This window comes from Niastella caeni, assembly GCF_004834005.1.
Classification (GTDB): domain Bacteria; phylum Bacteroidota; class Bacteroidia; order Chitinophagales; family Chitinophagaceae; genus Niastella; species Niastella caeni.
In genome coordinates this window covers 705,205-717,824 of sequence record NZ_STFF01000002.1, presented here as the reverse complement: position 1 = coordinate 717,824, position 12,620 = coordinate 705,205, and the positions used below count along the sequence as shown (strand labels likewise).

At 44.2% G+C, this 12,620-nt stretch carries 13 protein-coding genes; 10 read left to right on the top strand and 3 right to left on the bottom strand.

The features are described 5' to 3' along the window. Positions 1 to 83 precede the first annotated feature (83 nt). The 5 genes from FAM09_RS10385 to rocD all read left to right on the top strand — a co-directional run bounded on the left by FAM09_RS10385 (position 84) and on the right by rocD (position 5,165). Complete coding sequence (locus tag FAM09_RS10385) at positions 84 to 827, top strand: electron transfer flavoprotein subunit beta/FixA family protein (protein ID WP_136577018.1); 744 nt, start codon at positions 84 to 86, stop codon at positions 825 to 827. 204 nt (positions 828 to 1,031) lie between these two features. Continuing rightward, positions 1,032 to 1,997 (top strand): electron transfer flavoprotein subunit alpha/FixB family protein, encoded by a 966-nt coding sequence (locus FAM09_RS10380; RefSeq protein WP_136577017.1) that lies wholly within the window; start codon positions 1,032 to 1,034, stop codon positions 1,995 to 1,997. A gap of 84 nt (positions 1,998 to 2,081) precedes the next feature. Then, positions 2,082 to 2,681, top strand: a complete 600-nt coding sequence (locus FAM09_RS10375; RefSeq protein WP_136577016.1) for a bifunctional nuclease family protein — start codon at positions 2,082 to 2,084, stop codon at positions 2,679 to 2,681. Positions 2,682 to 2,784: 103 nt separating this feature from the next. Beyond that, positions 2,785 to 3,651, top strand: a complete 867-nt coding sequence (gene ispE, locus FAM09_RS10370; RefSeq protein WP_136577015.1) for a 4-(cytidine 5'-diphospho)-2-C-methyl-D-erythritol kinase — start codon at positions 2,785 to 2,787, stop codon at positions 3,649 to 3,651. Between the two features lie 287 nt (positions 3,652 to 3,938). Then, entirely contained in the window at positions 3,939 to 5,165 is a 1,227-nt protein-coding gene (gene rocD / locus FAM09_RS10365) for an ornithine--oxo-acid transaminase (RefSeq protein WP_136577014.1), read from the top strand. A 200-nt stretch (positions 5,166 to 5,365) separates the two neighbouring features. Here rocD and FAM09_RS10360 read toward each other — a convergent pair whose 3' ends face one another. Next, entirely contained in the window at positions 5,366 to 5,767 is a 402-nt protein-coding gene (locus FAM09_RS10360; RefSeq protein ID WP_136577013.1) for a hypothetical protein, read from the bottom strand. A gap of 45 nt (positions 5,768 to 5,812) precedes the next feature. Beyond that, entirely contained in the window at positions 5,813 to 7,060 is a 1,248-nt protein-coding gene (locus FAM09_RS10355) for a multidrug effflux MFS transporter (RefSeq protein ID WP_136577012.1), read from the bottom strand. A 136-nt stretch (positions 7,061 to 7,196) separates the two neighbouring features. Between FAM09_RS10355 and kaiC the strand changes: the two genes are divergently transcribed. Genes kaiC through FAM09_RS10330 form a run of 5 tightly spaced genes read left to right on the top strand, consistent with a single transcriptional unit; the run spans position 7,197 to position 11,272 of the window. Next, the gene (gene kaiC, locus FAM09_RS10350) at positions 7,197 to 8,927 is read left to right on the top strand and encodes a circadian clock protein KaiC (RefSeq protein ID WP_136577011.1); all 1,731 of its coding nucleotides are present in this window, start codon (positions 7,197 to 7,199) and stop codon (positions 8,925 to 8,927) included. Then, complete coding sequence (locus tag FAM09_RS10345; protein ID WP_136577010.1) at positions 8,905 to 9,255, top strand: circadian clock KaiB family protein; 351 nt, start codon at positions 8,905 to 8,907, stop codon at positions 9,253 to 9,255. Before kaiC ends, FAM09_RS10345 begins: the two co-directional genes overlap by 23 nt. A gap of 1 nt (position 9,256) precedes the next feature. After that, positions 9,257 to 9,577 (top strand): circadian clock KaiB family protein, encoded by a 321-nt coding sequence (locus FAM09_RS10340; RefSeq protein ID WP_136577009.1) that lies wholly within the window; start codon positions 9,257 to 9,259, stop codon positions 9,575 to 9,577. A gap of 32 nt (positions 9,578 to 9,609) precedes the next feature. Beyond that, a complete protein-coding gene (locus FAM09_RS10335; protein WP_243751645.1) occupies positions 9,610 to 10,881 on the top strand; it encodes a sensor histidine kinase in 1,272 nt (423 codons plus the stop codon). Further along, a complete protein-coding gene (locus tag FAM09_RS10330) occupies positions 10,865 to 11,272 on the top strand; it encodes a response regulator (RefSeq protein ID WP_136577008.1) in 408 nt (135 codons plus the stop codon). The genes FAM09_RS10335 and FAM09_RS10330 overlap by 17 nt, the downstream gene beginning before the upstream one ends. Here FAM09_RS10330 and FAM09_RS10325 read toward each other — a convergent pair. Beyond that, a complete protein-coding gene (locus tag FAM09_RS10325) occupies positions 11,265 to 12,617 on the bottom strand; it encodes a DUF3526 domain-containing protein (protein WP_136577007.1) in 1,353 nt (450 codons plus the stop codon). The two genes, FAM09_RS10330 and FAM09_RS10325, sit on opposite strands and share 8 nt — an antisense overlap. Between the last annotated feature and the right edge of the window lie 3 nt (positions 12,618 to 12,620).

Genomic DNA, 12,620 nt, shown 5'->3' with positions numbered 1-12,620 from the left:
ATCAAAATGTATCTTTATGGCACTTATATTTGTATATAAGATGGTTGCATAAACAACCAATGAACTATTAAATCTATTTGCCAATGAAGATATTAGTTTGCATCAGCAAAACGCCGGATACCACGGCAAAAATAGCTTTCACCGATAACAATACGAAATTTGCACAGGATAACGTACAGTGGATCATCAATCCATATGACGAATGGTATGCGCTGGTTCGCGCTATTGAACTAAAAGAAAAAGATCCTTCTACGGTACTACACCTCATCAATGTGGGTGGCGCCGATGCCGAGCCGGTTATCCGCAAGGCCCTGGCGTTGGGCGGCGATGAAGCTATCCGTATAAATACCACCAGCACCGATAGCTTTTATATTGCTTCGCAAATTGCCGATGTTGCAAAACAAGGTAACTACGATCTCGTTTTTACCGGTAAAGAAACCATCGACTTTAATGGTTCATCCATCGGTGGCATGGTGGCCGAATTGCTTGATATGCCTTACGTATCGCTCGCAATAAAATTTGAATTGAACGGAACTACCGCTACCATTACCCGCGAAATAGAAGGCGGCGAAGAAATGTGTGAAGTTAATTTGCCCGTTGTAGTTAGTTGTCAGAAAGGAATGGCCGAACAGCGTATTCCTAACATGAAGGGTATTATGAGCGCGCGCACCAAACCGTTAAAAGTGTTGGAGCCTGCTGCTGCCGATACCCTTACAACCGTGGCCAGTTTTGAATTACCGCCGGCCAAAGCGGGTGTAAAACTGATCCCCGCCGATAACCCGGCCGAACTGGTGCGTTTGTTACACGAAGAAGCGAAGATTATTTAATTAGCAAATGCTCAAATTAGTTCCGGCTGAGCCGGGAAGAAAATGATGTACCAGGCCTTATATCGCGTCTCATCTTCCGTTGCGTCGCACTCTTGTACGTTCAGTTCTTTACTCATCAAAAAACCCGAAAATGTGTAGTGAGCCTGGTGTTTGCTGTTTTGCATTAGCACATTTTCACATTTTCAAATTTTCAAATTGCCTTCCATGTCAGTATTAATATTTATAGATCAGGCCGATGGCCACGTAAAAAAAGCCTCTTACGAAGTATTAAGCTATGGCGCTAAAGTAGCCGAACAATTAGGCACATCTGCCGAAGGGGTGGTATTAGGCGCCGTTCAGGGCGATTTATCGGCACTGGGTAAATACGGTGTGAAAAAAATTCATCATGTGGCCAGTGATGCCCTCAATCATTTCGATGCACAGGTATTCACAAATGTAATTGCCCAGGTGGCGCAAGCTGCGGGGTCAAAAGTGATCATATTTTCTAACAACGTTGATGGTAAAGCTATTGCGCCCCGCCTGGCTGCCCGCCTTAAAGCGGGATTGGTTCCCGGGGCTGTTGGCCTGCCGGAAACTGCCAACGGATTCACCGTAAAGAAAAACGTTTTTTCGGGGAAGGCCTTTGCCAACGTAACTATTAATTCCGATATAAAAATTATCAGCCTTAACCCCAATTCGTACCAGGTGGTGGAAGGTACAGGCACTGCGGAAGTGGCTCCTTTTTCCGCAACAGTAGCAGCGCCTAAAGTAAAAATAAAAGCCGTGAACAAAGCCTCTGGCGAAGTACCATTAAGCGAAGCTGAAGTTGTGGTAAGTGGCGGACGCGGTTTGAAAGGGCCTGATAACTGGGGACTCATCGAAAACCTGGCCCATGTACTGGGTGCGGCCACAGCCTGCAGCCGCCCGGTGGCTGATGAGCACTGGCGCCCGCATCACGAGCATGTTGGACAAACTGGTCTTACTATAGCGCCTAATTTATATATTGCAGTCGGCATTTCGGGAGCCATTCAGCACCTGGCAGGCGTGAACCGCAGCAAGGTGATAGTGGTTATAAATAAAGACCCCGAGGCCCCCTTCTTTAAAGCGGCCGACTATGGTATTGTGGGTGATGCATTTGACGTTCTACCCAAAATAACGGAAGCGGTTAAAAAGCTGAAAGGAATGGCATAAATTAACCCGGTTGATTCAATGAAATGAGGTTAAATGATTTGGGCTCATTTTTTGAATAAAAACCCTTAGTTTCGTGCTTTCGTTATGAAGAAAATAGAGTTGGAAATAGTTGCCTTGTCACACAGCATTACTCAAACTCATTCCTATGCTGTGGTGTTGGGAGAAGTAAACGGGTTGCGCCGGCTGCCGATCGTAATCGGGGGCTTTGAAGCGCAAGCTATAGCTGTGGCACTGGAAAAAATGCATCCAAGTCGTCCCCTCACGCACGACCTGATGAAAAATTTCATGAATGCTTTCAACATTGATCTGCAGGAGATCGTGATCTGCGACCTGCAAGAGGGCATTTTCTATTCTAAGCTCGTGTGTGTGAGTGAACATGATACAGTAGAAATTGATTCAAGAACATCCGATGCGTTGGCCCTGGCCGTTCGCTTCGGATGTCCTATTTATACTTACGATAATATTCTCGAAAGCGCCGGTATTTTAATGGAAGACCCATCTGGCAAGAAAAAACAGCCCCGCGAAGCAGTGGCTGCCGAATCTTCTGCCGGTACCGACGACTTAAAAACATTGACGCTGGATGAGCTGAACACCTTGTTAAACGAGGTGCTGGAAATGGAAGATTATATCCGGGCCATAGCTATTCGCGACGAAATCAACGCCCGCAAACGCAACAGAGGATAGATTGTTAGTTGGCTGGATGGCTTAATGGTTGTCAGAAGGCGTAACCATCAAACAATCAAGCCATCAAACCATTATGCCTATCTGAATCACAAAATCTTTCTCTTTGATTGTTTTCCCTAATTGCAAAATAAATCTCGGGCTTCACGTAATTCGCAAACGTGACGATGGTTACCACGACCTGGAAACCATTTTCTATCCTTTGCCTTTAAGGGATGCGCTGGAAGTACTGAAACGTGAAACGGCAAACGTGAAACGTGAAACGCCTGAAGGTCATAGCTCAAAAGAGCATTTCGGGCCTGTCGCGATTCACATGAGCGGCCTGCCCGTGCAAGGGAAAGCAGAAGATAACCTTTGTATTAAGGCCTACAACTTACTGAAGAAAGATCACCCACAGCTTGCCGACATTGATATGTACCTGCACAAAGCAATTCCCATGGGTGCTGGTTTAGGCGGTGGTTCTGCTGATGGCGCTTTTACCCTGCAATTACTGAACGAAAAATTTCAACTGAATATCTCCCGCGAAAGGCTGCTCGATTATTCCCTCCAACTCGGTAGCGACTGTCCTTTCTTCATCATCAACAAACCATGCTTTGCAACCGGCCGCGGCGAATTGTTGCAGGGCATACAACTCGATCTGTCTGCTTATTCATTTTTAGTAGTGCATCCGGGCGTGCATATCAATACCGGTTGGGCGTTTTCACACCTCACTCCTGCCCCATCGTCGCAACCCTTGAAAGAGATCATTCAACAACCAATTGCCAACTGGCAAAAGTTATTGAAGAACGATTTTGAAGCACCCGTTTGCAAACACCATCCCGAATTACAGGCCATCAAAGAAAAGTTGTACAATTCAGGCGCCCTGTATGCGTCTATGACAGGTAGCGGGTCCTGTTTCTATGGCATCTTCCCCAAACAACAACTGCCTGCTATACAATGGCCTGTGCACTATGCCGTGTTTGAGCTGCAATGATTTGTCTATATATTTAGTAGTTTAATAAACTGATCATTTTAGCCCTCGCCTAAATTGATTATATTTGCACAAATAGATATCATTATCTACTACAAAGCCTACATACTACACTTTCTTCACTACAACCTCGATTTTCTGAATCATCGAGGATAATGACTAACTGGTCTCAACTTTGTTGGGGCCAGCATCAAAAGCATTGTATCCATTACTGCTACAATCCAATTTTCAATAAGGCAACTGTTTCATTATATCATTGCTTATTTATAATTATTTTATTTTACCTGCTTATGGTTTCCACGTTATCTGACAAAACGAAATATTATCTCGATCTTGAAGAACAATATGGCGCGCATAATTATCATCCCCTGCCTGTAGTGTTGCAAAAAGGAGAAGGCGTATATGTATGGGATGTTGATGGCAAACGCTACTATGATTTCCTGAGCGGTTACTCAGCCGTGAACCAGGGACATTGCCATCCGAAGATCATTGCTGCTTTTATATTACAGGCACAAAAACTAACGCTCACCTCAAGGGCATTTTACAGCGACGCCCTGGGCGAGTATTCGGAGTTTATCACCCAATATTTCGGGTACAATAAGGTGCTGCCTATGAACACAGGGGTTGAAGCGGTAGAAACGGCCATCAAACTGTGCCGTCGCTGGGGATACGCCGTTAAAGGCATTCCTGAAAACAAAGCCACTATCATTGTATGCAGCGAAAACTTTCATGGCCGTACCAGCACCGTGATCTCCTTCAGCACCGATCCTTCATCGCGTAACCAGTTCGGTCCGTATATGCCGGGCTTTACAGTTATTCCATACAATGATCTGCCGGCACTTGAAAAAGCATTACAGAACACCAACGTGGCCGGCTTCCTGGTTGAACCTATTCAGGGTGAAGCAGGTGTTGTTTTGCCTGATGATGGTTACCTGGCGCGTGCCAAGCAATATTGCGAAGCTGCCAATGTATTATTCATTGCCGATGAAATACAAACGGGCTTGTGCCGCACCGGTAATATGCTGGCTTGCGACCATGAAAATGTACAACCCGATATTCTGATACTTGGTAAAGCGTTGAGCGGCGGAACCCTACCGGTTTCGGCTGTATTGGCCAACGATCCTATTATGCTTACCATAAAACCCGGCGAACATGGGTCTACGTATGGTGGTAACCCGCTGGCCTGCCGCGTTGCCATTGAAGCCCTGACGGTTTTAAAAGAAGAAAATATGGCGGCTAATGCCAATGCTATGGGCGAATTATTACGGAAAGAGTTACAGGCGCTGCAATCACCTTACATTTCCGTTGTACGCGGAAAAGGTTTGCTGAATGCCATTGTAATAGATCACCCTGATAAAAATGCCGCATGGAATTTATGTCTTACCTTAAAAGACAACGGGTTGCTCGCCAAACCTACACACGGCGATAAGATCAGGTTTGCACCACCGTTAGTCATTAACAGAGAGCAAATATTGGAATGTGTGGGGATCATTAAAAAGAGTCTGGAGAGTTTATAGGCAACCAGTTATTCAGTTCATAAGTTATTTAGTTCGTGAGTAAATAACTTATGAACTAACTGAACTAAAATGGAAAACAATTCAAATACCAGCTATAAGCATATCACTTTCCATGCAGGATATTTACCGGGGTACCAGATTGGCAAAATTGGTAAGCTAATTAAGTGGAACCTAGGCTTTAACTGAAGCTTTGTATTACATTAACTCTTCTTCTCCTCTTCCTTCAACTTCATATCAGGAAACAACGACATAGCCATCATAACGATCGCAGAGAAAAGCATGATCCATAACCCGGCTTTTTTATCCGGGCAAATACCGCGATAACAACCGGAGAAAACAATAAAGCTTTTTATGGCATATGATAAAATGATGGCGCAAATAAACATGTTCCAGCGTTTGGCCCAGGTACGCTGAATGGAAAAAAACACAATGGCCACTATCGACACCACAATAAACACATTCCCCGGTTTGCCATAAATATTATTTTCAGAAAAGAACCCGGTAAAATTTTTATTCAGGTCGGGGTGAAACGTCCAGGGTATAAAACCAGCGATAACAAGAATAATAGAAGCCGCAATTCCAATCCATTGGGAATATTTCATCTGGGAAATATTTAAACCGCAAACATACTACATTCGGGTTATTCTTTATAACGTACTTATCATTTCCACTTCTTCTTCTTCCACCGCCGCTGCCGCCGCCTTTTGGGTTATAATTCTTCTTCCCAACCCAAAAACACAAAAAGCCCCCATAGCACAAAAGGCCATTACCCCGGTCATGGGCAAAGCCGTGTTGTTTTGCAGCACACTTACCAGGGCCGATGCACAGGCGCCAATACTCATTTGAATGGAACCCATCAGGGCCGAAGCGCTGCCTGCATTGTGGCCAAAGGGCGCTAAAGAAAGGGCCGATGCATTGGGAAATGTAAATCCCTGGCAACACAAAAAAAGAAAGATGAGAAAGATGGTAATGAACAGATCGCCCCAGCCCACGATCGTAAGGATGGCCAGCACCAGCCCGATAATGCTCTGGCAGGCCAATGCGGCTTTAATGATCTGCTCGCTGGTATAATTTTTCAACAATACACTGTTGATCTGGCTGGCGCCGATGAGGCCCATAGCGATCAGCGCAAATATCCATCCGTATTGTTTTTCACTTACGTGAAATATATCCATAAACACAGAAGGCGAACCGCCAATATAAGCGTACAACCCTGCCGCCGAAATTGCTGCCGTTAATGCATACGTGTAAAACTGCGGATGCCTGATGATGCCTGCAAAATTATTGAGGATAGGTTTGGGTTTCAGCGAGAAATTCGGATCTGGCTTTTTGCTTTCGGGCAATAAGAAATAAATGCCGGTAAGAATGAGCACATCAATGATCATCAACAGTACGAAAACCCAGCGCCAGCCCAACAAAGAAGTGATGTAACCACCTGCCGTGGGTGCAATAATGGGCGACACGGCCACCACCAGCATCAGCATGGAAAAAACTTTGGCAATTTCCGTCACTTCGAACAGGTCGCGCACCATGGCGCGTGCTGCCACTATGCCTACACAACCACCCAGCGCCTGCAGCAGCCGAAGCCCGATCAACGCATTCACCGATGTTGCCAGGGCGCACCCCAGTGACGCCAGCACGTAAATGAAAAGACCAACGTACAACGGCTTTTTTCGTCCAAACCGCTCTAATAGCGGGCCATATATCAATTGTCCGGCAGAGATCCCAATAAAAAAGCTTGACAATGATAACATCACCTGGGCTATCGAAGTATGTAACCCTTTTGCTATATCCGGAAAGGCGGGCAGGTACATATCAATGGAAAAAGGTCCGATTGCAGTCAACAAGCCCAGGATGAGAATCAGGTAAATTTTTTTTTGGGGTCTTTGCTGCATCAGGTAAAATTATAAAAAAAATTAATCGAAGACAGATCCTACGCATACACGCCTTCAATTTGTAGAATTTTTTCCACGAGCTCCATTGGCTCCATTTTTATATTACTTCTTCAACATTACAAAACCATATTTTTTAATGTCAGGTAGATCAAAAAAAAATTACACGACCTCTTTACAAAAAACCCTTACCGGTATTAATGGTTTCGATGAAATTACCGGTGGCGGCATTCCTTCACACAGACCTACGCTTATTTGCGGCGATGCCGGAGCAGGCAAAACGCTTTTTTCCATCGAGTTTATTGTTCGGGGAGCTTTAGAGTTCAGGGAGCCGGGTGTTATTTTAGTTTTTGAGGAAAAAGCGGAAGATCTTTCATTGAATGTTGCTTCGCTGGGCTTTAATTTAAAAAAGCTGCAAAAAGATGGCCTCCTGTGGATCGATCATGTACATGTTGACCTTAGTGAAATTGAAGAAACGGGGTTATACGACCTGGATGGTTTGTTCATTCGGTTAGACCATGCCATTGACAGCATTGGCGCCAAACGGGTAATGCTGGATACGATCGAGAACTTATTTGGCAGTTTTGAGAATGAAGCCATTCTGCGGGCAGAATTGAGAAGGCTTTTCAGTTGGCTTAAGAACAAAGGCGTTACCGCGGTCATCACCGCCGAAAGAGGACATGGCATGTTAACGCGGCATGGCCTTGAAGAGTATGTTTCAGATTGCGTGATCCTGTTAGAGCACCGGGTTACCAATCAAATTTCCACCAGGCTTTTGCGGGTAGTGAAGTATCGTGGTTCATTACACGGCACCAATGAATATCCATTCCTCATTGATGAAGATGGCATTTCTGTATTACCTGTTACTTCATTGTTGTTGAAACGAGAAGTGGCCTCACAGCGGGTATCCTGCGGTATCCCAAGCCTGGATGCCATGTTGGGCGGAAAAGGTTTTTTCAGGGGCAGTTCCATCCTGGTATCCGGAACAGCAGGAACAGGCAAAACCAGTATTGCGGCTTACTTTGCAGAAGCATCGTGCCAGCGCAAAGAGCGTAGCCTCTTTTTTGCTTTTGAGGAATCTCCTCAACAGATCATCCGAAACATGCAGTCCATAAAAATCGATCTGAAGAAATATATCGATGCCGGGCTGTTGCAGATCCATTCCAGCAGGCCTACGCTGTATGGGCTGGAATCGCACCTGGTAGCTATTCACAAAAAAGTAAAAAAGTTCAAGCCGCGTACGGTGATCATTGATCCGATCACCAACCTCACATCTGTTGCTTCTATCAGTGAAGTAAAATCAATGCTTATCCGTTTGATCGATTTCTTACAGAATGAAGGCATTACCGTATTGCTCACTGCGCTTGTGTATGATAAAGACAAGTCGATACAGGCCGATGAAGGCATTTCCTCTATTGTAGACGCCTGGATACAGGTGCGTGACCTGGAAGGCAATGGTGAGCGCAACCGGGGCATATACATTATGAAATCAAGAGGCATGAGCCATAGCAACCAGGTGCGGGAATTTGTTATTACCAACAATGGCCTGGAATTAGTAGATGTATACCTGGGCCCTGATGGCATTTTGGTAGGTTCGGCCCGGCAAGCGCAGGAATTGCAGGAAGCGACCGGTGCCGAAATGCGCACTTATGCTTTGTCGCGCAAAGACCGTGAACTTGAACGCAAGAAGTTGGTGTTGGAAGCCAAGATCGCTTCACTGAATGAAGAGTTTGAATCGGTACGCGATGAATTGAACAAAACTTTTGTAGAGGAAGAATTAAAGAAAGTGATCATGGAAAAGAACCTGAAACACTTAACTCAAAACCGTAACAGCCGAAATATAGAAAATGGTAAAAGCAACAAAAAATAAGACCGGAAAACGGGCTAAACCGAGAGTTAAAACTGCAAGGCCCAGAGATGACAAATGGATGTTGCGGTTATATATCGCCGGCAATACGCCAAAATCTACTGCTGCGCTTATCAACCTTAAAAGATATTGCGAGCACCACCTGGCCAACCGGTATGAACTGGAGGTAATAGATCTGCTAGTACATCCGCAATTAGCTGCCGGGGACCAGATACTTGCTATTCCCACGCTGGTAAGAAAAGTACCCATACCAGTACGAAAAATAATTGGGGATCTATCAAATGAGGAAAAAGTTTTGGTAGGTCTCGATTTAAGGCCTGTAAAAAAATGACATGAAAAAACAACGTGTGGTTAATGACCTTAAAAATGCAGCCAAACCACCACCGGAATATAAACTCCGGTTGTTTGTTACCGGCGCTTCCCCTAATTCTGTTAGAGCCATAACCAACATTCGAAATATTTGTGATGTTTATTTAAAAGGCCGTTACGAATTACATATCATTGACGTATATCAGGATGTTGCACTAGCCCAAAAGGAGCAACTCATTGCCTTGCCATTGCTAATAAAAAAGCTACCATTACCCGAACGAAAACTGATTGGTGATTTATCGGAAACAGAAAAAGTTTTAAAAGCCCTGGAGGTAGATGTGTGATGGATAGCAATGCACAACTTACTCATAACCTGATGCGGGAACTAGAAGAAACCCGCCGCCAGCTTTACGAGGCCAGGGAAATTATTGAGGCTATTCGTACCGGCCAGGTAGACGCCCTGGTAGTACAAAATGGTTCCATCCATGAATTATATACGCTGAAAACGGCCGATCATGCTTACCGCGTATTTATTGAAAAAATGACCGAAGGCGCCCTTACGCTCAGTCCGAATGGTATTATCCTGTATGCCAACTCCCGCTTTAGCGACATGATCGGTTTACCATTGTCGACCATCATTGGTCTTCCATTTGAACAATTCATTGCCGAGAACGACCGCCCATTTTACCGGAAACTTTTTAAGTTATCCTGGAAGGGAGATGCCAAAGGAGAAGTAGATATTTTTTATAAACATCACCGCACCCCGGTACAGTTATCGCTAACCGCCCTTGAACTTGCAGAAGGCACTTCCTTAAGCATTATCATCACCGACCTGACCCTTCAAAAAGCAACGCAACGAAAACTGGAAGAAAACAACCGGCAACTGGAGCACTTAAACCATACACTGGAAGACAGCAATCACGATTTGCAGCAGTTTGCATCGGTGGCATCGCATGATCTGCAGGAGCCATTACGGAAAATTCAAATATTTTCCAATCTCCTGAGAATAAAATCAGCAGATAACCTCACCAATGATGAAATCGCCTATCTGGAAAAGATCATTGGTTCGGCCGACCGCATGAAATCGCTGATCATCGAAATCCTGAACTATTCCAGGCTTTCCGCCGACGACAGTGAGTTCTTGCCGACTGACCTGAATTTGGTATTGAAAGAACTACTGGAAGATTTTGAATTGTTGATCGCAGATAAAAAAGCAAAGGTCCTTAACTATGGCCTGCCTGTGCTGGAAGTCAATCGCGGCCAAATACGGCAGGTATTTCAAAATCTTATTTCAAATGCATTAAAATTTTCTAAAAATGACATGCCGCCGGTTATAGAAATCAGATCTAAATGGTTGGCCGATAAAAGCTTCACCAGCAGTGAACAGGAAACCGGCCCATTCTGCCTGCTCACCATTTCAGACAATGGAATAGGATTTGATGAGAAATATGCGACCATTGTGTTTTCGCTTTTTCAACGACTTCATCCAAAAGATTCATTTGAAGGTACTGGCATAGGGTTAGCCATTACTAAAAAAATTATTGAAAAACACCATGGGCTTATCCAGGTAAAAAGCGCCGTTGGGGTTGGCACGCAGTTTATGATCATATTACCGCTAAAACAAATTGCAAATGGTCAGTCCTCATAAAATACCAAAAAAAATATTGCTCGCAGAGGATGACCCCGATGATCGCGGGTTCTTTTTCGAATTTCTGGAACACCGGCATGACGTGTTATTACTTCCACCAGTAGAAAATGGAGAAGAAGTTTTTGAATTCCTGGAAAAAGCGAAGAATGGCAATTTTCCCGATCTCATTATCCTTGATCAAAACATGCCGAAATGCAACGGGCTGCAAACCCTGGCTATTTTAAAAAACCATAGCCATTATGAAAACATCCCCGTATTTGTTTATTCTACTTATACCGATGATTATTTAAAGCAACGCAGTATACAATTGGGCGCCAGATCAGTACTGGAAAAACCACTTTCGCTGGAAGGCTACGAGAAAATGATAGACGCCATTTTGGAGCTTATTTAAAAAGATCATTCCTTTTAAAAACAAACACACCTGCTCCGTATAGGATCAACGATGCAATAAACAAAGGCAGCGTAAGCGGAAGCCATCGTATGCGCACATCTGCAGTAAAATATTCAGGGACATGCATTTTCCATTTCTCATTGGCCACTGCACTATCACCAAATACCTTCGGATAGAAGTAATGACGCAGCCGTTCATGAAAATACACCGTACCATCCAGGTATTGTAACTGCTGCTGCAAACCGGCACTGGCAATATTACTAAATTGTAACTGGGTATGCATAACCGGGAAAAACAAACTGGCCCTGGTGCTTACCAGCATTCGCTTCACTAATTTTTGTTGCATGGCTTTGCTATCTTCTCGTGCTTCATCATCGCCCAATTGTTGCATGGCATAAAACCACAGATAGTTGAATGCAGGCTTGGTCCATACATACTTCCTGTATTCAGGGTAATGACTGAAAAAAGCCTGCATGGTGCTGTCTTTATTTTTATCCCATTTAGTGTGATAACCATCCCGTTGTTTCAGCAAGGTGCTATAAGCTTCGGGCACTGCATATTTAGCCGTGATGTAATTATTTACCAGGCCGGGGATCAACAAACAAAAAACCGCCCATGCGCTCAATAACAACAAGGCATTCATACTTGTATTTTTTTGCATGGCTATAATTAAAAAGCTGATCCCAAACCAAACAATACAATACAGTATGGCGATAATGGAATAAGCAGCAAAAGCGTTGTCAACCGGAATGCCGATAATAAATTTTGCCAGCAACAGCAGGGAGAGCAAAAGCGACAATACGACAACAAAACGAATACTCAGCTTTTGCAGAATGAAACCCAGCGGCTGGTTTGCCTGCACATTTACTAACGGCCATGTTCCGCTTTCCTTTTCCTGCGAAAGCAAATTGAAATTAAACGCAATGATCAACAGCGGCAACAAAAAAACAATAACAAAACTCAGATCAAAATTGCCGGTCATCAGGTTGTAGGGGTTATACAGATCGGTATCATACCGCTGCGCTTCCAGCCCACGGATAGTAAATGATTGTATAGCCGCATTTACATCGCGCTGACCAATTGCCAACGCCGCTATAGGAGCAGGTTTATTGATGTAGGCGAACTTTAAATAATACATCAACAAGCCAAAATCATTTTTTATAAACTGCGTATTACGTTCAATATGCGCCTGCTGAAATCGGGTAACCGATTCAATGGCAGCTTCCTGTTTTAACAAAAACTGCCGGCCAATAATAATACTGATAATGCCTACCGTAAAAAACAGCATCAATGCCACCAATACAGATCTGCTACGGATAAAATTCCTGAACAACAATATGTACATAAG

Excerpts from the sequence above, each read along its gene's own strand:
- rocD (WP_136577014.1), top strand. The coding sequence starts at position 3,939 with ATGGTTTCCACGTTATCTGACAAAACGAAATATTATCTCGATCTTGAA.
- FAM09_RS10340 (WP_136577009.1), top strand. The coding sequence starts at position 9,257 with ATGAAAAAACAACGTGTGGTTAATGACCTTAAAAATGCAGCCAAACCA.
- FAM09_RS10385 (WP_136577018.1), top strand. The coding sequence starts at position 84 with ATGAAGATATTAGTTTGCATCAGCAAAACGCCGGATACCACGGCAAAA.
- FAM09_RS10375 (WP_136577016.1), top strand. The coding sequence starts at position 2,082 with ATGAAGAAAATAGAGTTGGAAATAGTTGCCTTGTCACACAGCATTACT.
- FAM09_RS10335 (WP_243751645.1), top strand. The coding sequence starts at position 9,610 with ATGCGGGAACTAGAAGAAACCCGCCGCCAGCTTTACGAGGCCAGGGAA.
- kaiC (WP_136577011.1), top strand. The coding sequence starts at position 7,197 with ATGTCAGGTAGATCAAAAAAAAATTACACGACCTCTTTACAAAAAACC.
- FAM09_RS10345 (WP_136577010.1), top strand. The coding sequence starts at position 8,905 with ATGGTAAAAGCAACAAAAAATAAGACCGGAAAACGGGCTAAACCGAGA.
- FAM09_RS10325 (WP_136577007.1), bottom strand. The coding sequence starts at position 12,617 with ATGTACATATTGTTGTTCAGGAATTTTATCCGTAGCAGATCTGTATTG.
- FAM09_RS10360 (WP_136577013.1), bottom strand. The coding sequence starts at position 5,767 with ATGAAATATTCCCAATGGATTGGAATTGCGGCTTCTATTATTCTTGTT.
- FAM09_RS10380 (WP_136577017.1), top strand. The coding sequence starts at position 1,032 with ATGTCAGTATTAATATTTATAGATCAGGCCGATGGCCACGTAAAAAAA.
- FAM09_RS10355 (WP_136577012.1), bottom strand. The coding sequence starts at position 7,060 with ATGCAGCAAAGACCCCAAAAAAAAATTTACCTGATTCTCATCCTGGGC.
- FAM09_RS10330 (WP_136577008.1), top strand. The coding sequence starts at position 10,865 with ATGGTCAGTCCTCATAAAATACCAAAAAAAATATTGCTCGCAGAGGAT.